We start from the raw sequence: 21,785 nt of genomic DNA, 5'->3' as shown, positions 1-21,785 counted from the left end.
TCTATGACTGTGACCCATACCGACACGCCTGTGCAAGCCGATCCGCTGGCAGGCATCTCCACCCGCTGCCATCGTCTGCTGCTGACGGGCGCGGGCGGCAATCTGGGCAAGGTGCTGCGCGAGCGCCTGCCGAAGTACGCCGACGTCCTGCGCATTTCCGACATCTCAGACCTGGGCGCCGCGCGCAAGGGCGAGGAGGTCATCCCTTGCAACCTGGCCGATCCGCACGCAGTTGACGCGCTCGTGGCAGGCACGGATGCCATCGTGCACCTGGGCGGCATCTCGGTCGAGCGCCCATTTGAAGAGATCCTGCCGGCCAACATCCAGGGCGTCTACAACCTGTACGAGGCCGCGCGTCGCCACGGTGTGCGCCGCATCGTGTTCGCCAGCTCCAATCACACCATCGGCTTCTACAAGCAGGGCGAGGTCATCGACAACACGGTGCCGACCAAGCCCGATGGTTACTACGGTTTGAGCAAGGTCTTTGGCGAACAGCTCGCCAGCTTCTATTTCGACCGCTATGGCATTGAGACGGTGGCCATCCGCATTGGCTCGTCGTTTGCCGAGCCCCAGGACCGTCGCATGCTGGTCACGTGGCTGGGCTACGACGATCTGGAGCAACTGATCCGCCGCGCCGTATTCGTGCCAAAGGTTGGTTTTACGGTGGTCTACGGCATGTCGGCCAACCGAGACCGCTGGTGGGACAACCGCTACGCCGCCCACCTCGGCTATGTGCCCACCGAGACCAGCGAGATCTTCCGCACGCAGGTCGAAGCACAACCGCCGCTGCCCGCGGACGATCCGGCCGCGCTGTATCAAGGCGGCGCCTTCGTCAAAGCCGGCCCGTTCGGAGACTGACCCGATGCATGCAAATGTAGAACGCATCGGCACGATGCACTGCGGTGTCGGCGAAAGCCCGGTGTGGCACCACGGGGAGCAGGCGCTGTATTGGACAGACATTCCAGGGCGCACGCTGTGGCGCTGGAACGCATCCACAGGCCATTGCGACGCATGGACGTTGCCCGAAATGGCAGGCTGCATCGCCATGACGTCCGGTGGCTGGGCCCTGGCCATGGAGACCGGCATCTTCCGCGCGCAGCAGCCGAAAGCAGACGTTGCGCTTGCACCGCTGGAGCGCCTCGCCACGGTGGAACATGCGCGCCCCGACATGCGCTTCAACGATGGCCGATGCGACCGTCAAGGCCGCCTCTGGGCGGGCACGATGGTGTTCGACACCGCGTTGGGTGTGCCCGCCGGCAAGCTCTATCGCCTCGATGCAGCCGCGCGCCGTGTGGAAGCCGTCATCGACGACCTGATCGTCCCGAACGGCCTGGCCTTCAGCCCCGATGGCCGCACGATGTACCTGTCGGATTCACACGCCAGCCGCCAGACTGTCTGGGCATTCGACTACGACATCGACACCGGCACGCCGCATAACCGCCGCGTCTTCATCGACATGCGCGCCCACCCCGGTCGCCCCGATGGCGCCGCCGTGGATGCCGACGGCTGCTACTGGATCTGCGGCAACGATGCCGGTCTCGTCCACCGCTTTACGCCAGACGGCCAGCTCGATCGCAGCATTGCCATTCCTGCTGCAAAGCCCGCCATGTGTGCCTTCGGTGGCCCCGGGCTGGACACCCTGTTCGTCACGTCGATCCGCATCGACAACGACCCGCTCTCGGGCGCCACGTTTGCCGTGCGCCCGGGCGTGACCGGACTACCGGAACCTGCCATGCATTGCTAACCGCCGTACCTCGCCACCGAGCGGCACATGAATCTCAACGAGATTGCCTTGTTCGCGTGGCTGCCGTTCCTGGCTGCGGATATCGGTTGCGTATTGGGTGGCTACCCCGCACCGTGGTTTCAGAAGTGCTTCTCGGTGTCGCTGGTGACTTCACACTTCTGCTGCAGGTGCACTGGGCAGTTGATGGGTTGAATGACTGAGCACATCCTCTAAAACGCACGCGGCAAGCCGGAAAAACGTGCTTGCCGCGAAACGCGTTTCTCATGGCGCGTGGCAATCGCCCATACGCTGCAAAAGTTACCTAGATCAGGTGATTGGCTAGGCAAAATCACCTCGACATACTGCCCACCGACGGCTGCATCGCGACCCACAGCGGCCATTCCATTCCAACGAAAACAGAACGAAAACGTGGCTACCCAGAACACCGGGCAGCCAGCCGACGCCGCCCGGCAATCCGGCGGCTTTTCTGGTGTTGAAACGGGAGGGTGTGCCATGTTCTACGGCTTTGAAGCGGTGCCGGGCGCGATCGTGCCCTATGAGTACGACTGGCCGCTGGTCGGGCTGTCGTATCTCATCTCAGTGGTGGGCGCGTATGTGGGCCTGCGATGGTCCAGACGCATACGCAACAAGAACGGCAGCATCGATACAGACCGGCTGATCTGCGCAAGTGTGGCGCTGGGTGGGGGTGCCGTCTGGTCCATGCACTTCATCGGCATGGCGGCCTACCGAACACCGGTGCGGATCGAGTTTGGCCTCTTGCAGACCGTGCTGTCGCTGCTGGTCGTGATGGTGTTTGCCGGGGCCGGGTTGGTGCTGGCCTCGCGTCCCACTGGCAACCGCCTGAAGAACATCGCCGAAGGCGGGGTGGTGACCGGCCTGGGCGTGGCGGTCATGCACTACACCGGCATGGCCGCCGTGCACACCAACAGCACATTCGACTGGAACATCTCCATCATGGGGTTCTCGGCGTTGATCGCGGTGGTGGTGTCCGTCGTGGCGCTGTGGCTGGCAACGACCGTCAAGACGCGCGGCCAACAGTTGGGGGCAGCGCTCATCATGGGGGTGGCCGTTTGCGGCATGCACTACACGGGCATGACCGCCGGCACCATGATCTGCACAGGACGGAGCTATTCACCTGCGCTGCTTGCCATCGAGGGTGCCAACATCGGCTACGCGGTGTTTGCGCTGGCGGGCACGATCCTGATGATCATCCTGTTGATTGAGGCCACGCGTAGCACAAGCAGCACGCACACAGCAGTGGCCGGCGGCACGCGCTGACGTCAACACGGCCGCACGAAGCGCCCAGCCATGTATTTTTTGGCTGGGCGTTTTCATTTTGCCCGCGCCCGCCCGCTACAATCGCGGGCTTGGATTCGTAGATGGCATTTCGAAATGGGGCTTGGCTGGTTTGGCATTTCTACCGTGTGGCTGCTGCCGATGGTGTGGCGGTATGCGACGCGTGCACTGGCGGGGGAGCGCGGCTTCCTCACGGGCCGGGGCACCGTGCGGCTCTGGCTGGTCACGGTTGTGGCGCTGTGCACCAGCGCAACGCTCGAAGCGCTCACCTCGGGCGCCGATCCGCAGGACAAGGCCGGCGGAGCAGCAGGGCGCGCCCTGTCGGCGCTGTTCTCCCACATGCTGGGCTGGACTGGCGCCTTCCTCCTGATGCTCGGCGTGCTGGTCTGGGTGGCACCCATGGTGTTTGGACGATCGTGGCGGCAGCTGTTCAATCGCAGCCGCGCCGTGCAGGAAGATGCACTCGACGAGCCCGCCCCGGATCATGAAGAACCGCATGACGAGAGCCTGAAGCCGACTGCGCTTGGCCTGGGCGGCGCTGCGCAAGCCCATTGGACCGGCAACGCCGGCCCTGCGCAGCCGACTGTGCGCCACCGTGGCATCGAAGCCGTTTCTGCCCGCCGCCAGCCGACGTGGCAACCGCCGCCGCGCACGCGTCCGTCGCCGCCGCAGCCAGGCGAGATCTGGCCGCTGCTCGATGCGCAGAAGGCTGCGGCTGCCAATCCTGCCGTCGACACAAAATCGGCGCCGGCACCTGCAGCGATGCCTTCTCCAGCGCCTGCGTCCGCAACGGCTCGCCCCAAGCCGCGCGCCACGATCGTCAGCAGCCCGTTCCATCAGCCTCAGTTGGGACTGCGCCCGCAAATGCAACCGGCGCCTGTGACCGCGCAAGTGGAGACACCTCCCGAGCCGCCCAAGGCCACCGATGAACCTGTTGTCGAAACGGTCATGACAGACCATCCGGAAGTGGAGACCGTTGAGACGCAGGAAGCGGCACCCGAGGCGCAGACAGTGGATCTGGAGGCGGTGCGCCAGGAAGCCGAAGCACTGCTGGCGGAACTGCGCGGTCTGATCACACCTGCACCCGCGACGCCCGAGACGACGCCTGACCCAACGCCGAGCGCTGTCGAAGTTGAAACTGAAGCTGGAGTCGACGCCGAAGTCGAAGTCGACACCGCTGAACTGGAGCCGATTGTCGAAGCGTTGCCGATGCCTGAGGCACCTGCCGCCGAGCCATCGCTGGAAGAGCTGGAGCCATCGCCCGTTGCAGCACCGGCCACCAAGCCGCGCATCGTTCTGCCCGCTGTGGTGGGCAACGTGGTCTCACGCGCGGTGCCGCAGGCCGCTGCCGTGGCTGCCCCCGTGCCTGCGCCGGCCCCTGTCGTGCCGCGCTATGTGGACTATCGCCTGCCGGGCGCCGCACTGCTGACGGCCGCTTCCGCCAACACCGAGTCCGTCTCCCCCGAACACCTGGACGAGACCAGCAACCTGATTACCCAGCGCCTGGCCGAGTTCAAGGTGCCGGTGACGGTGGTCGGTGCCTCGGCTGGCCCGGTCATCACGCGTTTTGAGGTCGATCCGGCCATCGGCGTGCGCGGTGCGCAGGTGGTGGGGTTGATGAAGGATCTGGCGCGCGCGCTGGGCGTGACCTCCATCCGCGTGGTTGAAACCATCCCCGGCAAGACCTGCATGGGCCTGGAACTGCCCAACGCCCGCCGCGAAATGATCCGCCTGTCGGAAGTCGTGAACGCGGCGGATTTCCAGTCGCACGCCTCACACCTCGTGCTGGCCATGGGCAAGGACATCACCGGCAACCCGGTGGTGACGGACCTCGCACGTGCGCCGCACCTGCTGGTGGCCGGCACAACGGGCTCGGGCAAGTCGGTGGCCGTCAACGCGATGATCCTGTCGATGCTGTACAAGGCCACGCCCGACGACGTGCGCATGATCATGATCGACCCGAAGATGCTGGAGCTCTCGGTGTACGAGGGCATTCCGCATCTGCTCGCGCCAGTCGTGACCGACATGAAGCAGGCCGCGCACGCGCTCAACTGGTGCGTGGGCGAAATGGAGAAGCGCTACCGCCTGATGTCGACCCTGGGCGTGCGCAATCTGGCCGGCTACAACCAGAAGATCCGCGCGGCAGAGCAGGCTGGCCGCAAGGTGCCAAACCCGTTCTCGCTGACGCCTGAAGCGCCGGAGCCGCTTTCCACGCTGCCGTTGATCGTGGTGGTGATCGACGAGCTGGCCGACCTGATGATGGTGGCCGGCAAGAAGATTGAGGAACTGATTGCGCGCCTGGCGCAGAAGGCGCGGGCGGCGGGCATTCACCTGATCCTGGCGACGCAGCGTCCGTCGGTGGACGTCATCACCGGGCTGATCAAGGCCAACATCCCGACGCGCGTGGCGTTCCAGGTGTCGTCCAAGATTGATTCGCGCACGATTCTCGATCAGATGGGCGCGGAATCGCTGCTTGGCCAGGGTGACATGCTGTTCCTGCCGCCGGGCACCGGGTATCCGCAACGCGTGCACGGCGCTTTTGTGGCCGATGAAGAAGTCCACCGCGTGGTCGAACACTGGAAGCAGTTCGGCGAGCCCGAGTACGATGAAGCCATCCTGGCCGGCGACCCGGGCGAGGCCGCTGCCAGCGGCGACCTGTTCGGTGGCGAGGGTGGCGATGCAGAAGCCGACCCGCTCTATGACGAAGCTGCGGCGTTTGTACTGAACACGAGGCGCGCTTCGATTTCTTCCGTGCAGCGGCAATTGCGCATCGGCTACAACCGCGCCGCACGGCTCATCGAGCAGATGGAAGCCGCAGGGCTGGTGTCGCCCATGGGCCGCAACGGCCAACGCGAGGTACTGGCACCGGGCGGCGGCGATTAAGCGCCGCCACCGCATGGAGACAAGCGATGGGCGAGAACCAGGGCAATCTCTTCGCTGATGTACCGGCCGGAGCTCCCGAAGAGGTCCTCACCGCGCTGCTGGAGCGCCCCGGGCTGAAGATCGAGCGCATCGTCTCCAATGGGCAGGCCAGCCCGCCCGGCTTCTGGTACGACAGTGCCCAGGAAGAATGGGTGCTGCTGATGGAGGGCAGCGCGGCGGTGCAGATCGAGGGCGAAACGGAACCGCGCCTGTTGCGGCCGGGTGCCTGGCTACACCTTCCCGCGCATTGTCGGCACCGGGTGGCATGGACTGATACCAGCCGACCGACCGTCTGGCTGGCCGTGCACTACGGCGCTGGTTGAATACGGGGCCGCCTCACGTCAGCTTAGCCGCCCGTACGCTGCTTCTGCAGAATTGCCAATTGCTGCGTCAGGTAGTTGCTGGTGTTCGTCATGCCGGCCACAACTTTCGACAGCGCGTTGAACTGCGCGTAGTAGAGCGCCTGCTTGGCGTCCAACTGGCGCTGCATCTGCGTCATCTGGTTGGACAGCGACGTCAGCGAGCTGTTGATGGCATCGGTGGCGTTCTGCACCATGCCTTTGTCTGCCAGCAGATTGGTCGACACGGTGTGCAGTTGTGCTGCGTAACCACGCTGGACCGTCACGCTGCCACGGTCGCCCAACGCGCCGCCCATCACCTGCACGGTCAGGCCGTCGGCTGCAGAGCCGTTGGCGCCGTACAGGTTCTGCCCGGAGCCGGTGGCTGCCACGCCGTTGATGGTGCCTTGCACGTCGCGCCCAGCCGTGGCGGTGGGGCTGCCGCCCAACAGCGACGCCGCGCCATTGCCCGACACCGACACGGTTGAAATCGAGCCGTATTGCCGATCAGTGAAGGTCAGCACGCCGTTGGCATCCGCCGCAATCGACACATCCACCTTGGCCCTCTGCAGGTCAGGCGATGCGTTGATCTGGCTCTGGATCTGCGTAGCCAGGCTCTGCGGCGTATAGCTGCCGGCCGGCACCTTGATGCTGGTGGTGATGCCGCTGAGCGTGACCGACAGGCTGTCGTTCACGCCGCTCTGAATGGTCGTATTGGCCGGCGCCGAGCCCTTGAGCGAACCCTGCGTTGCCAGTTGCGTGACATTGATAGCGTAGTTGCCCGCCTGCGTGGTGTTGGAGAACGCCGCGACCTTGAGCATCGAGTCCGTTGCCGTACCGGTACCCGCAAACAGGGCGGCCACCTGGCTGGGCGACTTCTTGAGGGCCGCGGTGAGTTTGCTGTCGTCGATCGACAGCGTGCCTTCCTTGTCCATCGTCACGCCAATGCTGCCCAGCGATTGAAACGCGCCGCTGCCGATCCCCTGGCCCAGCACATCCGTTACCTGGTTGATGAGCGCCTTGGTGCTGACATCCCCCGCCAGCGCGCCGTTGTTGGCTGCGTTGGCGGTATCGAACTTGGTCAGCGAGTTGAGCTGGATACGCAGCGCGTTGTAAGCCTTGACGAAATTGAGCACCGACGCGCTGGCCTGGCCGGCATCGTTGCCGACCGTTACGGTCGTGTTGCCGGTCTTGGACAGCGTGAACGACGTGCCATCCACCACATCCGTGAGGGTGTTGGTGGGGCTTTGCACATCAATGCCGTTGACGTTGGCCAGGGCGTTCTGGCCCGTCGCCACTTCGGTCATGTTTTGCGTGCCAGCCGGATCATGCGCCAGCAGCGATTGCAGTGTCGAATCCCCCGACACCGAAATCTTCATCTCAGAATTGGCACCGCCGGCGGTGGAGGTCAGCACCAGGCGGTACGGATTGCCGCTGCCGTCATTGACGATGCTGGCCGACACGCCCAGATTGGCCGAGTTGATGGCGTCCCGGATGCCTGACAACGTGTTGTTGGACGCATCGATCTTGATGGAGCCGCCCGCCAGATTGCCGTTCTGCGTGAACGTGGCGCCGTTGTACTTGCCGTTGGTCAACGTGCCGCCCGACACCGTGCCGAACGAGAACGAGATCGTGGTGGGCGTGCCGCTACCGACAGGCACCTTGTTGGATGCCTGGCCCTGCGCGCTGAGCACCTGCGCCTGTGCAAGCTGCGTCACCTTGACGTTGTACGTGCCCGACGGCGCCGTGCTGCCCACGTTGACGTTCAGGATCGACGTGTCGTGCCCGCTGGCCTTCATGCCGCTGAAGGTGTCAGCGTTGGTCAGGTTGGCCATCGCCGTCTGAAAGGTCGACAGTGCGCCCTTGAGTGAACCCACGGCAGAAAGCTGAGCCTGGAAGACCTTCTGCTGGTTCTGATGAACCACCATCCCCTTGCCTTCAGCTTGCATCAGCTTGGTGACGAGGGTGTTGACATCGATGCTCGTGCCGATGCCCGGGATGGAAATCGGTGGGATATAGGTGTTGGTCGTCGCCATGGGTGAGAACGCGCGCGCGCAAACGGTTGTTTCTTCACAATGTGACGGCAGCCAAGCGCACTTCTTAAGGGCAAACCCTGTCTAGGCAGACTCTATATGCGGATTTCGTCAGGGAACAGAAAGAATGCGAGGAGGAGGTCGGCCGGGAGGAGGGGCGCCGCCGTTTCAAACGGTAAGTGAGCCAACCCCGCAGTCTTCATAAGCGCCAGGGCTGCCGGCGCCTAAAGTGAGACGGTAGACGTTGCAACGCCGCACTGATCAAGCGTGTATCCCATCATGCACTTTTCCCACACCGTCGGCGCACAGCGCCACGTATTCAACGACCTCAAGACGCTGCTGGCCAAGGCCAGCCCGGCACGCTCGGGCGATTACCTTGCCGGCCTGGCCGCCACCAGCGAGGCCGAACGCATGGCCGCGCGCATGGCGCTGGCCGACGTGCCGCTGCCGACCTTCCTGAATGAAGCGCTCGTGCCCTACGAGGACGACGAGGTCACGCGTTTGATCCTGGATAGCCACGACACCTCCGCTTTCAAACCCCTCGCGTCACTCACGGTGGGGGAATTCCGCAACTGGCTGCTCCTGCATGAGACCGACAGTGCGGCCTTGGCAAAGGTGGCACCCGGTATTACGCCGGAGATGGCCGCGGCGGTCAGCAAGCTGATGCGCAATCAGGACCTGATTGCGGTGGCCCGCAAGTGCCGTGTGGTCACGCGCTTTCGCAACACCATCGGCTTGCCAGGTCACCTGTCGGTCCGGCTGCAACCCAATCACCCGACGGATGACCCCAAGGGCATTGCCGCGTCGATCATCGACGGCCTGCTCTACGGCTGCGGTGACGCCACCATCGGCATCAACCCAGCCACCGACAACTTGGGGGCCATCATCTCGCTGCTGCAACTGGTTGATGAGTTGCGCGGGCGCTATGCCATTCCCACGCAATCCTGTGTGCTGACCCACGTGACCAATACGGTGCGCGCCATCGCGCAGGGGGCGCCGGTGGATCTGGTGTTCCAGTCCATTGCGGGCAGTGAGCAGGCCAATGCGGGGTTTGGCATCAGTCTGGCGCTGCTGGCGGAGGCGCACGACGCCGCGCAGAGCCTGGCGCGTGGAACCGTCGGCAACAACGTGATGTACTTCGAAACCGGGCAGGGCAGCGCGCTGTCTGCCAACGCACACCTCGGCGTCGACCAGCAGACCATGGAGGCGCGTGCCTACGCAGTGGCACGGGCGTTCTCGCCGCTGTTGGTCAATACGGTGGTGGGCTTTATCGGGCCCGAGTATCTATATGACGGCAAGCAGATCATCCGCGCTGGGCTGGAAGACCACTTCTGCGGCAAGCTGATGGGCCTGCCGATGGGTTGCGACGTCTGCTACACCAACCACGCTGAAGCCGACCAGGACGACATGGATACGCTGCTGACGTTGTTTGGCGTGGCGGGCATTCATTTCATCATGGGCGTACCGGGCGCGGACGACATCATGCTGAACTACCAGAGCACGTCGTTTCATGACGCCCTCTACCTGCGCGACACGCTGGGCTTGCGGCCCGCGCCAGAGTTCGAGGCCTGGCTGCAAGGCATGGGCATTGTCGACATGGCCGGCCGCCTGCTAGACACCACCGCACGCCAGCCGCTGCTGCAGTTGGCTCACACGCTGTAAATGCCCGCCATGTCGACGCGAAATCTCGTTCAGCTCAACCCTTGGGCGCACTTGCGCGCGTTTACCGATGCACGCATCGCACTCGGCCGGGTCGGCAACAGCCAGACCACCGATGCCGTGCTCGCCTTTGGCCTGGCGCACGCACAAGCCCGCGATGCCGTGCACCAGCCCCTCGACAGCACAGCCGTGGCAGCCGCGCTTGCACAAGCGGGCTTCGCCAGCCTGGTCGTGCATAGCGCAGCCGCAGATCGCGCCCAGTATCTGTGCCGGCCCGATCTCGGCCGGCGGCTGAGCGACGCCAGCCGCGCCAGCCTTGCTGCGGCACGGCCAGCCAAACCGGTCGATACCGTCTTCGTGATTGCCGATGGCCTCTCTGCACTCGCAGCAGTCAATCACGGCGCGCTGCTCCTGCACAGCGTGCGCGAGCGCTTGCCGGCGGAGTGGGCGATTGGCCCCGTCGTCATCGCGGAACAGTCCCGCGTGGCGCTGGGCGATGAGATTGGCGAACTGCTGGGCGCGCGGCAGGTGGTCATGCTCATCGGCGAGCGCCCTGGGCTGAGTTCGCCGGACAGCCTTGGCATCTACCTCACGCATGCGCCACGCGTTGGCCGCACGGATGCCGAGCGCAACTGCATCTCGAACGTTCGTCCCGCAGGGCTTGGCTATGACCAGGCCGCGGACAAACTCGTCTTTCTGCTCAAAGGGGCCCAAGCGCTTGGCCGCAGTGGCATCGATCTGAAGGACGACACTCCTGTCACCAATGCCATTGCCGCACCAACCACTGCGCAACTTAAGGAATAGGGCAAATCGGCTTTCCGCCCCGGGAGCAGCGGCCTGATTTGTTACAACTGGTCAAGCGCAAGGTGTGCTGATAAAGTGGCTCGGCCCTGATCCATCGTCGAGCCAGTCAGCGCCATGCTGGCGGGCGGCGCCGAGACATCGATGCCACGCCGAAACCTGCCCTTTCCGACGCGCGTCTTGCTGGCTCCTGCCCTGGCGGGGCTCGGGTTGGCACTTCAAGGTTGCAGCACGCACGGCGCGCCTTCGTATCCAATCTTTGGTGCGTACTTTCCTCTCTGGCTGCTGAGCGGGTTGATTGGTGCCGCGGGTGCTCTGATCGCGCATCGGGTTCTGGTCATGACCGGGTGGGCAAGCTGGATACCGCTCCAGCTTTCTGTCTGTGTGGCGATCGGGGTCGTGATTGCCGTGATCGTCTGGCTGTCTGGCTCCGGGCATCTCCTATGAAAATGGCCGGCCTGCACAAACCCGCACTGCGCGGCTACCTGATCGCGCTGGCGATCATCCTGATCGGCGTGGCAGTGGCGGTGTATGCCTACGTCCATACGTCGCGTTACCCCTCCACCGACGACGCGACCATCGATGCCGATGTCGTGCACGTTGCCACGCCGGTGGGCGGTCGCATCGTCAAGCTGGCCGTCACGGAAAACCAGCACGTCAAGAAGGGCGACCTGCTGTTTGAGATTGATCCCGTACCGTACCGCCTGACCGTTGCGCAGGCGCAAGCCGATCTGGAACTGGCCCAGGCCTCGCTCGATACGCGGCGTCGGTCATTGATCGGCGAGCGCTCCAAAGCCAGCATTGCGTCTGACCAGAGCAGCCGCGCCGCCTACAACTACGAACTGGCCTCACGCACCGTCAACCGGCTGGCCCCGCTGGCCGCTCAGGGATACGTGCCCGCCCAGCAACTGGACCAGGCGCAGGTGGCGCAGCGTGATGCCGCCATTTCGCTGCAGCAAGCCAATGAGCAGAAGCGTGCCAGCGCGCAGACCATTGGGGACGAGGCGGATGCCATTGCCATGCTGCACGCCCGCGAAGCCGCGCTGGCCCGTGCCCAGCACGCGCTGGAAGACACCGTGGTGCGCGCACCGCACGATGGCTGGGTAACGGGCCTATCCGTGCTGGCGGGCGAGACGGTCGCCCCCAACCAGTCGATCTTCACGCTCATCCACTCGGGCGAATGGTTTGCCGTGGCCAACTTCCGTGAGACCACGCTCTCCGCCATCCAGGTGGGCGACTGCGCCACGGTGTATTCCATGATCGACCGCAGCCAAGCCATCCACGGCAAGGTGGACGGCATCGGTGCCGGTATCGCCGATACGGATCGGGTGAACCTGCCGCGCACGCTACCCATCGTCCAGCCATCGGTGAACTGGGTGCGGGTGGCGCAGCGCTTCCCGGTGCGCATCCGCCTGGAGGAACCGGCCGACCGTCTGGTCCGGGTGGGTGCCAGCGCGATTGTCGAGATCAAGCATGGCGCAGCCTGCCGGTGACATCGCACGCGGGCCGTGGCCTCGCCCCGGCGAGGTGCTGCGGCTGCTGGCGCCCGCGCCGGGCAGGCTGGAAGCCACCACCCGCATCGCCCTGATCTGCGCGCTGACGACGCTGGTCACGAGCATGTACGGCACGCCCTTTGCCGCCATCTCTGCCTACGTGGTGTTCTTCATGATCCGCCCCGACCGCGTGACGAGCATCGTGCTGTCGATCGCCATGTTGCTGCTGGTGACGGTGGTGCTCGGGCTGATCATCGTCATCGCCATCTTCTGTATCGATGACCCGATGTGGCGGGTGGTGTGGATGGTCGTGCTGTCGGTGGGTTTGCTGTTTTTGACGTCGGCCAGCAAGCTCCGTCCAGTCGGGGCCATCCTGGCGATGATTGTCGGGTACGGGCTGGACGAACTAGGGATTGCGCCGGTGGGGGAGCTGGCAACACGGGCGCTGCTCTACGCGTGGCTGATGGTGGCGATTCCGGTTGGGGTGGTGATTGTTGTGAACCTGCTGATGGGACCATCGCCGCGTAAGCTGGCTTGCCAGGCGTTGGCCCGGCGCTTGCGCCTGGCCGCCGAACAGCTGGGCGCGGCGGGCGCTGACCGTACTGCGCTGACCGCCTGCCTGCGTGAGGGCAGCCAGCAGATTGCCACGTGGCTACGTCTGTCGAAGGTGGAGGGGTCGACCTCAGCAGCCGACTTGGCGGCGCTGCAGCAGGCGGTGGCATCCACCACGGCCATTTTGATGGCGGCGGAGCTGGCAGCCAGCGAACCGCAGGCACACCTGCCTGAATCGGTTACCACGCCGGTCATCGAAACACTGCACGCCATGGCGAACATGCTGGAGCAGGGCGGCTACCCGGTCGATATCGAGCTGAGGCTGCCCGCTGGCGTTGCGCTGCCGCCGCTGGCAAGCGCGGTGGCGGCGGAACTGCAAGCCGCCATCGTCCACTTTGCAGTCGTGGACAGCGAGCCCGCCGCAAAACCGGCAATACCCAAGGCCCGTGGCGGCTTCCTCCTGCCAGACGCGCGCACCAACCCGGCCCACTTGCGCTACGCCCTGAAGACCACCGCCGCGGCGATGTTCTGCTACCTGCTGTATATGCAGCTCAACTGGTCCGGCATCCACACCTGCTTCATCACGTGCTACGTGGTGTCGCTGAGCAGCGCAGCGGAGACGGTTGAGAAGCTGACACTGCGCATCGCAGGCTGTCTGGTGGGGGCGGCGTTGGGGATTGCGGCGATCGTGTGGGTGCTGCCGGCCATGACGTCCATCACCGAGCTGATGGCGCTGATGTTTGTGGGCATCTGGCTGGCGGCGTGGGTCGCGCAGGGTTCGCCGCGCATTGCGTATGCGGGCTTCCAGATTGCCTTCGCTTTTCTGCTGTGCGTGCTGCAGGGCGCGGCGCCGGCATTTGACCTGACCATCGCGCGGGACCGCATCATCGGCATCCTGCTGGGCAATGTGGTGGTGTACCTCATGTTCACGCGGGTCTGGCCGGTGAGCATTGCCGGGCAGGCGGATGCCGCATTGGCGGCGCTGCTGCGCCAGTGGGAAACCATCCTGCGCACCGCACGTGCCGGGCAAAGGCGGATGCTGGCCGCACAGGCCGTGGCGCAGCAAGGCGCGCTGGAAGCAAACGTCGCGCTGCTGCGGTATGAACCGACCTGGGTGCGCCCCGCGCCAGAATGGATTGCACAGCGCCGCCGCGCGCTGGTCGAGTTGGAAGCGCTCGAAGGCCCGTTGTTCCTGATCGCCGAGCGCGCGCCCGATGACGCCCCCTCGCAAGCGCGGTTGCGAGGCGTGGCCGTGCGTGCCGGCGTGAGCGGGTTTGCGATCGACGCTGGAGCGCCCACCACACCCGATACCACGCGTGATGCGCTGTTGGCGCTGGCGGACGAGCGCTTGGCGAGAATCGCGCGGGAGATCCCCGAAGCCGTATCGAAGGAGTCGCTGACGCATGCGCCAGCCTGATCTGTTGGCCGTTTTCCTCAGCCTGGCCGTGACCGTCACGGCCGGGTGTGCGACGTCCGCACTGGACATGGCACCGGAGCGCCCCGACCGCCCATGGCAGCCACGCACGACTGACACCGGCCAGATCATCCCAGGTGCGCCATCACTGCCCACGTCGTCGAACGAGGCACGGGGCGGCTACACATTGCCGGCCAACACCGCCGCAGCGGTGATTCCACCTGCAGCCGCATTCGACGCTGCACACGCCTACGCGCTGCCCGAGCTGATCGACGTTGCCGAATCGAACAACCCGCTGACACGCGTTGCGTGGAACGATGCGCGCAATGCCGCACTCGTGGCAGGCATGGCAAAAAGCGCCTATCTGCCTTATCTCTCGGCCACGGCCATGGCTGGGTACCAGACCGGGCATGGCTCATCGTCAACACCCCTCGGTACGGCCGGCACCGATACCACGGTGCACGGAACGGTGTCGGTGCTGTCGCTGCAATGGCTGTTGTTCGACTTTGGCGGCCGCGCCGCGCGTGTGGATGCCGCCGAGCAGCTATCGGTTGCGGCCAACATCGGTTTCACAGCGGTGCATCAGCAAGTGATCTACGACGTGACCGTTGCGTTCTACGCCTATGAAGCGGCACGCGCCCGTACTGTGACCGCAGCGCAAGGGCTAAGCAACGCCGAGGCGATCCTGGTGGCCGCCAAGGCGCGCTACAAGCAGGGAATCGGCACCGTGGTCGAAGTCGCACAAGCCACGCAGAACCGTGCGCAAGCCAACCTGGCACAAGTCCAGGCGCTGGGAGCAGAGAGCGACCGGTATCTGGCGTTGCTTTCTGCGGTGGGCATCTCGCCGCTGTCGAAGCCCAAGATTGCCGACCTGCCGATCCGCACGCTGAACCCGGCGTTGCGCACCCCCGTCGACCAGATCGTTGCCGATGCCATCGCCCGGCGCCCTGATGTGCTGACCGCCTATGCGGCCGAAAAGGCCAGCCAGTCGCGCATTCAGGCAGCGGAATCGGAGTTCATGCCCAAGGTGTTTGTGTCCGCCTCGACGTCGTACAACTCGGGCCGTGCGGCCGTCACGGCCATCCCGCCGGTCGGCCAGCAGGCACCAACGGTGAACCTCAACGGCACGCGCTATGGCGTGGGTGCCTTTGTGGGCGTGACCATTCCGCTGTATGACGGTGGTTTGCGCTCCGCCGTGTTGGCACAAGCGCGCAACGATGCCGAAAGTGCGTCAGCCAAGCGTGTGCGCACGACGCAGGAGGCCGTGCGCCAGATCGTGGCCGGACAGAACACGCTGCAGACCAGCCTGACCTCGCATGAAGCGGCGCAAGCGCTGGTGGCCGCCGCCCAGACGACCTACGACGCAGCGCTGGCGGCATACCGCCACGGCGTCGGGTCGATCACGGACGTACTGGTGGCGCAGAACCAGTTGCTGCTGGCCAAGAACGCCTACGTCGACACCTACAGTGGTGCGCGTACTGCTGCGGCTACGCTGGCGCTCGCCACCGGCGCAATCGGCGCAACGCTGGACGCGGCGCCGCGCTGACGGCCCCCATTGCGCGGAGACCGTCGCGCGCAGCGTTACACCGTCTCGCCCGTCTTGCGCTGATCGACCTGCTTTCCACGCGCCAGCAACGGCACCAGCGCCGCCCCGGTATGGCTGGCCTTGACCTGCGCCAGCGCCTCCGGCCCGCATGCGGCAACAATCGTGCCGCCTTCATCGCCGCCCTCGGGGCCCAGATCGAGAATCCAGTCGGCCTCGGCAATCACGTCAAGATCGTGCTCGATCACGATCACGCTGTGGCCGCCGTCTGCCAGGCGATGCAGCACGCGGATCAGCTTGGCCACGTCGGCCATGTGCAGGCCCACGGTGGGCTCGTCCAGCACGTACAGCGTGTGCGGCGCCTTCTGGCCACGGCGCGTAATGTCGTCGCGCACCTTGGAGAGTTCAGTGACGAGCTTGATGCGCTGCGCCTCGCCGCCCGACAGCGTGGGCGAGGGCTGCCCCAGCGTGAGGTAACCCAGCCCAACGTCCTTCATCAACTGCAGCGGGTGGGCGATGCTGTTCATCGCACTGAAAAACTCCACCGCTTCGTCGATCTCCATGGTCAGCACTTCGCCGATGTTCTTGCCACGCCAGGTAACGGCCAGAGTCTCGGGATTGAAGCGCTGGCCGTGGCACACGTCGCAGGCCACCTTCACATCGGGTAGGAAGCTCATGGCGATGGTGCGCACGCCCTGGCCTTCGCAGGCAGGGCAACGGCCATCGCCGGTGTTGAACGAGAAGCGCGAAGCGGTGTAGCCGCGGGCGCGGGCTTCCAGCGTATCGGCAAAGAGCTTGCGGATAGTGTCCCACACGCCGATGTACGTGGCCGGACACGAGCGCGGCGTCTTGCCAATCGGGGTCTGGTCAACCTCCAGCACGCGGTCGATGGCTTCCCAGCCTGTCACGCCGTCGCAGCCATGCCAGTCGTGTTTGACGTCAAGCTTGCGCGGTCCCTTGGCATCCGGCACCTCGGCCTGCGCGGCCTTTCGCGCACGGCGCGTGGCAGGCGAAGACAGCACCGAGCGGCCTACCGCATCCAGCAGATTGGTCATCAACACATCGCGTGCCAGTGTCGACTTGCCGGAACCGGACACGCCCGTAATCGCCACCAGACGCGACAGCGGCATCGTGGCCGTGACGTTGCGCAGGTTGTGCAGCTTGGCGCCATGCACCGTCAGCCATTGCTCGGGCACCGCCTGTGTGCCGGCGCGCGGCGCCACCACCTCGCGGCGCGGCTGCAGCGGGTGCTCGATCGGCTGGGAGAGGAAGCGGCCGGTCAGCGAATCCGGTTGCGCGGCAAGATCGGCCACACCGCCTTGCGCGACCAGCGTGCCGCCACGCTTACCGGCACCGGGGCCGATGTCGATGATGTGGTCGGCGCGGCGGATGGTGTCTTCATCGTGCTCGACCACCACCAGCGTGTTGCCCTTGTCACCCAGCTTGCGCAGGGCATCCAGCAGGATCTGGTTGTCGCGCGGATGCAGGCCGATGGTCGGCTCATCCAGGACGTAGCACACGCCCTGCAGGTTGCTGCCAAGCTGCGCGGCCAGGCGGATGCGCTGTGCCTCGCCACCGGACAGGCTGGGCGCGGCGCGGTCCAGGCTCAGGTAGCCCAGGCCAACTTCCTCCAGGAACGACAGGCGGCTGTGGATCTCGGCCACCACATCACGCGCGATGTCAGCCTCGCGGCCGACAAGGTCCAACCCTTCGATCCAGCGGCGCGTCTGACTCACGGTCCATTGCGCAATGTCGACGATGGGTTTGTCGGAGAACGTCACCGCGCGTGCCGTCGGGTTCAGGCGCGTGCCATGGCAGTCGGGGCAGGGCACGTCGGTCATGCCGTCCGGATCGACTTCTTCCGAAGGCAGCGTCTGCTCGCGGCCGCGGTCATCACCGCCGAGTACCGTGTCGTCAAATGCAGCGCGCTGCTCACGCGTGAGCGCCAGACCCGTACCGACGCAGCTCGGGCACCAGCCGTGCTTGCTGTTGTACGAGAACATGCGCGGGTCCAGTTCTGGGTAACTGGTGCCGCAGGTGGAGCATGCTCGTTTGGTGGAGAACACCTTCACATTGCCCACGTGTGCCGTGCCACCGCTGTGCATGGCGTTTTGCAGGCCATCGAGCGGGGCCAGCACATGCATGATGCCCTTGCCGTATTCGAGCGCTTGTTCCATCAACGTGCGCAGCGCGGCTTCGTTTTCCGGGGAGACCACGATGTCGCCCACCGGCAGCTCCAGCGTGTGCTCGCGGAAGCGGTCCAGACGGGGCCACGGATCAACGGTCAGGAACTCACCGTCGACGCGCAGGTGCGTATAGCCACGCGCCTTGGCCCATTTGGCGAGGTCGGTGTACACACCCTTGCGGTTCACCACCAGCGGGGCGAGCAGGCCAATGTGCTCGCCACGGTGGTCACGCATGAGCTGGGCGAAGATAGCCTCGGGGCTTTGCGCCGAGACGGGCGTGCCGTCGTGGATACAGTGCTGCACGCCCAGCTTCACATACAGCAGGCGCAGGAAGTGCCACACCTCGGACGTGGTCGCCACCGTGCTCTTGCGGCCGCCGCGCGACAGGCGCTGCTCGATCGCCACCGTGGGCGGAATGCCATACACCGCATCCACCTCCGGCCGGCCCGCCGGTTGCACGATCGAACGCGCATAGGCGTTGAGCGACTCCAGATAGCGACGCTGCCCCTCGTGGAACAGGATGTCGAACGCCAGCGTCGATTTGCCCGAACCGGACACCCCCGTCACGACGTTGAACTTGCCATGCGGGATGTCGACGTTCATCGCCTTCAGGTTGTGCTCGTGCGCATTGACGATCCGCACCACGTTCTCACCCTGGACTTCGGCCACGGCGGCGCGCTGTGCGCGGCGTGCGGCCAGCGCGCTTTGCAGTGGCACGCCTTCGTCAGCGGCTTGCGGTTGCCCAATGCTTGCCTCGTACTGCTTGAGCGCTGCACCCGTGTGCGAAGCGGCGCATGCCTTCACCTGCTCGGTCGTGCCGGCGCAGACCAGCAGACCGCCCGCATCGCCGCCCTCGGGGCCGAGGTCGATGATCCAATCGGCGGCACGGATCACGTCGAGGTTGTGCTCGATCACGATCAGCGAATGCCCGGCATCGAGCAGCTTGCCGAACGCGCGCATCAGCTTGGCAATGTCGTCAAAGTGCAGGCCGGTGGTCGGCTCGTCGAACATGAACAGGCGGCCGGCGTTGGCGGGCACGTCTTGTTTGACGCGTTTGCGTGCAGCGGCTTGAGCCGCTTGCGCAGCTTCGGCCAGGAAGCCGGCGAGCTTCAGACGCTGCGCCTCGCCACCGGACAACGTCGGCACCGGTTGGCCCAGCTTCACGTATTCCAAGCCCACATCGACAATGGGCTGCAACACGCGCAACACGTCTGCATCATCGGCGAACACGCTGGCGGCTTCGCTCACCGTCAGCTCGAGCACGTCGGCCACCGACAGCTTGTGCGCGCCGCGTTCCAGCTTCACCTCGAGGATTTCCGCGCGATAGCGCGTGCCGTCGCAATCGGGGCAGCGCAGGTAGATGTCGCTGAGGAACTGCATCTCGACGTGCTCGAAGCCCGAGCCGCCGCAGGTCGGGCAGCGCCCGTCGCCGGAGTTGAAGCTGAAGGTGCCGGCCGTATAGCCGCGCTGCAGTGCCATCGGCACCTTGGCAAACAGCTTGCGGATCTCATCAAACGCGCCCACGTAGCTGGCCGGGTTCGAACGCGCGGTCTTGCCGATGGGCGATTGGTCAACAAAGACCACATCGCTGATCTGGTCCGCACCACGCAGCGCACGAAACGCGCCGGGCGATTCCGTCGCCTTGCCGAAATGGCGCGCCAGGGCAGGGTGGAGCACGTCCTGAATCAGCGTCGACTTGCCCGATCCGGATACGCCCGTTACGCACACCAGGCGTTGCAGCGGCACTTCGATCGTCACGTCTTGCAGGTTGTGCTGGCTCGCGCCTTCCAGCACGAGACGCGGCGCACCGTTGATAGGGCGCGCCTGCCAGTCAGTCGCATTGGCCACGCGGCGCTGGCCGGACAGATAAGCGCCGGTGAGCGTATCTGCCTTGCGGATGGCCGCCGGTGTGCCGTCGAAAACGATGGTGCCGCCACGCTCGCCGGGGCCGGGGCCCATGTCGATGAGGCGATCGGCGGCGAGCATGACGGAAGGGTCGTGTTCCACCACCACGAGCGTGTTGCCGGCATCGCGCAGGCGTTGCATGGCTTCAACAATGCGATCCAGATCGCGTGGGTGCAGACCGATACTCGGCTCATCCAGCACGAACAGCGTATTGACGAGCGAGGTGCCCAGCGCGGTGGTCAGGTTGATCCGCTGGACCTCACCGCCAGACAGCGTGCGGCTCTGGCGGTCCAGCGTCAGGTAGCCAATCCCCACGTCGCACAGATACGCCAGGCGCGTGCGCACCTCGTCCAGCAACAGCTTGAGCGCATCGTCGAGCAGCGAGGAAGGCAACGTCAGTGCATCGAAGAAACGGCGGATGCGCTCGATGGGCAGCAGCATCACGTCGTGCACGGTCAGGCCGGGCAGGGCTTCAAGCTGGGCACGGCTCCATTTCACGCCGCGGGGCATGAAGCGGTGTTCGGGTGCGAGCACGGCGTCGGCGTTTTCCTTGCTGCCCAGGCGCCATTGCATGGATTCGGTTTTCAGGCGCGCACCGCCGCAGGTCTCGCACGTCGTATAGCTGCGGTACTTCGACAGCAGCACGCGGATGTGCATCTTGTACGCTTTCGACTCCAGGTAATCGAAGAAGCGGCGCACGCCATACCACTGCTTGTTCCAGCCGCCGCGCTTGAAGGCCGGGTCGCCGTTGACGACCCAGTTGCGCTGGGCTTCGGTCAGCTCCGCCCAAGGCGTATCGCGCGGGATGCCGGCCGCCGCCGAATAGCGCATCAGGTCGTCCTGGCATTCCTTCCAGGCCGGGGTCTGCATCGGCTTGATGGCGCCTTCACGCAGTGTCTTGCGCTCGTCCGGAATCACCAGGCCGAGGTCGACGCCGATCACGCGGCCAAAGCCACGGCAGGCATCGCACGCGCCATAGGCGGAATTGAACGAGAACAGCGCGGGTTGCGGATCGGCATAGCGCAGATCGCTTTCCGGGCAGTGCAGGCCGGTGGAGAAGCGCCAGATTTCAGGCTCGGCAGCCTCGTCTGCGGGCAGCACGTACACATTGACGCGACCGCCGCCGCGCTTGAGCGACGACTCGATGGCTTCCAGCGCACGGACACGCTCGGTGCCCTGCAGGCGGAAGCGGTCGGCCACCACGTCGAGCAACTTGCGCTCGCCGCTCACGCGTTCAGCCTGCACGCGCGTATAGCCGCTGACGGACAGCCACTGCGCGACTTCTTCCGCGCTCGTATTGGCCGGCAGCTCCACCGGAAAGGTCACCACCAGGCGCGGATCTGCCTCGCGCGTACGCGCCAGCAGTTCGTTGTAGATGGTCTCCGGCGTGTCGTGGCGCACCGGCAGGGCGGTATCGCGGTCAAACAACTGCGCGGCGCGCGCAAACAGCAGCTTGAGGTGGTCGTTCAGCTCCGTCATCGTGCCGACCGTGGAGCGCGAGCTGCGCACCGGGTTGGTCTGGTCGATGGCGATAGCGGGCGGCACACCCTCCACATGGTCGACCTGCGGGCGGTCCATGCGGTCCAGGAACTGGCGGGCGTAGGCGCTGAATGTCTCAACGTAGCGGCGCTGGCCCTCGGCATAGAGGGTGTCGAATACCAGGCTCGACTTGCCAGAACCGGACGGACCGGTCACCACGGTCATCTCGCCCGTGCGCAGGTCCAGATCGAGGTTCTTAAGATTGTGCTGACGGGCTCCGCGCAGGCGAATGACACCGGAAGACATGAGGGGTGGTCCTTGGAAAACGTGAGGAATGCCAGACGGCTAGCCAAACTGGCGCCGGTCGGCAAACAGAATTCGGGCCGTAAACTGTAGCGGATTCCTAAGAATCGGTTTATT

General features: G+C 65.3%; 13 protein-coding genes and 1 pseudogene. 12 read left to right on the top strand and 2 right to left on the bottom strand.

From position 1 onward, the window contains the following. Positions 1–3: 3 nt before the first annotated feature. The 6 genes and pseudogenes from V6657_RS24245 (at position 4) to V6657_RS24220 (ending at position 6,285) form a co-directional block, all read left to right on the top strand. Positions 4–858, top strand: a complete 855-nt coding sequence (locus V6657_RS24245; RefSeq protein ID WP_048935450.1) for an NAD(P)-dependent oxidoreductase — start codon at positions 4–6, stop codon at positions 856–858. A 4-nt stretch (positions 859–862) separates the two neighbouring features. Beyond that, entirely contained in the window at positions 863–1,744 is an 882-nt protein-coding gene (locus tag V6657_RS24240; protein ID WP_048935451.1) for an SMP-30/gluconolactonase/LRE family protein, read from the top strand. Beyond that, a pseudogene (locus V6657_RS24235) lies at positions 1,745–1,897 on the top strand (MFS transporter); the annotation flags it as partial. 339 nt (positions 1,898–2,236) lie between these two features. Then, positions 2,237–3,022, top strand: a complete 786-nt coding sequence (locus V6657_RS24230; protein WP_048935452.1) for an MHYT domain-containing protein — start codon at positions 2,237–2,239, stop codon at positions 3,020–3,022. Positions 3,023–3,136: 114 nt separating this feature from the next. Beyond that, positions 3,137–5,923, top strand: a complete 2,787-nt coding sequence (locus V6657_RS24225) for a DNA translocase FtsK (protein ID WP_048935453.1) — start codon at positions 3,137–3,139, stop codon at positions 5,921–5,923. Positions 5,924–5,949: 26 nt separating this feature from the next. Next, complete coding sequence (locus V6657_RS24220; RefSeq protein ID WP_048935454.1) at positions 5,950–6,285, top strand: cupin domain-containing protein; 336 nt, start codon at positions 5,950–5,952, stop codon at positions 6,283–6,285. A 23-nt stretch (positions 6,286–6,308) separates the two neighbouring features. On the opposite strand, the gene fliD is transcribed toward V6657_RS24220, so the two are convergent. Continuing rightward, on the bottom strand, positions 6,309–8,336 hold the full coding sequence (fliD, locus tag V6657_RS24215) for a flagellar filament capping protein FliD (RefSeq protein ID WP_048935455.1): 2,028 nt from the start codon (positions 8,334–8,336) through the stop codon (positions 6,309–6,311). A gap of 276 nt (positions 8,337–8,612) precedes the next feature. On the opposite strand from fliD, the gene V6657_RS24210 reads away from it, so the two are divergent. From V6657_RS24210 to V6657_RS24185, 6 genes are all read left to right on the top strand, one after another. Then, entirely contained in the window at positions 8,613–9,995 is a 1,383-nt protein-coding gene (locus V6657_RS24210) for an ethanolamine ammonia-lyase subunit EutB (RefSeq protein WP_048935456.1), read from the top strand. A 9-nt stretch (positions 9,996–10,004) separates the two neighbouring features. Then, positions 10,005–10,796: an ethanolamine ammonia-lyase subunit EutC gene (eutC, locus tag V6657_RS24205; protein ID WP_048935492.1), complete on the top strand. Its 792-nt coding sequence runs from the start codon at positions 10,005–10,007 to the stop codon at positions 10,794–10,796. Positions 10,797–10,937: 141 nt separating this feature from the next. Next, the gene (locus V6657_RS24200) at positions 10,938–11,240 is read left to right on the top strand and encodes a hypothetical protein (RefSeq protein WP_048935493.1); all 303 of its coding nucleotides are present in this window, start codon (positions 10,938–10,940) and stop codon (positions 11,238–11,240) included. After that, positions 11,237–12,286, top strand: coding sequence for a multidrug transporter subunit MdtN (mdtN, locus tag V6657_RS24195; protein WP_048935457.1), 1,050 nt, complete (start codon positions 11,237–11,239; stop codon positions 12,284–12,286). Before V6657_RS24200 ends, mdtN begins: the two co-directional genes overlap by 4 nt. Continuing rightward, on the top strand, positions 12,267–14,255 hold the full coding sequence (locus V6657_RS24190) for an FUSC family protein (protein WP_048935458.1): 1,989 nt from the start codon (positions 12,267–12,269) through the stop codon (positions 14,253–14,255). The genes mdtN and V6657_RS24190 overlap by 20 nt, the downstream gene beginning before the upstream one ends. Continuing rightward, entirely contained in the window at positions 14,242–15,798 is a 1,557-nt protein-coding gene (locus V6657_RS24185; protein WP_048935459.1) for a TolC family protein, read from the top strand. Before V6657_RS24190 ends, V6657_RS24185 begins: the two co-directional genes overlap by 14 nt. Before the next feature lie 35 nt (positions 15,799–15,833). Here V6657_RS24185 and uvrA read toward each other — a convergent pair whose 3' ends face one another. Then, on the bottom strand, positions 15,834–21,671 hold the full coding sequence (gene uvrA / locus V6657_RS24180) for an excinuclease ABC subunit UvrA (protein WP_048935460.1): 5,838 nt from the start codon (positions 21,669–21,671) through the stop codon (positions 15,834–15,836). Positions 21,672–21,785 lie beyond the last annotated feature (114 nt).

The organism is Ralstonia sp. RRA, assembly GCF_037023145.1.
GTDB lineage: Bacteria > Pseudomonadota > Gammaproteobacteria > Burkholderiales > Burkholderiaceae > Ralstonia.
The sequence above is the reverse complement of the archived record's forward strand: the minus strand, read 5'-3'. Positions and strand labels throughout refer to the sequence as shown.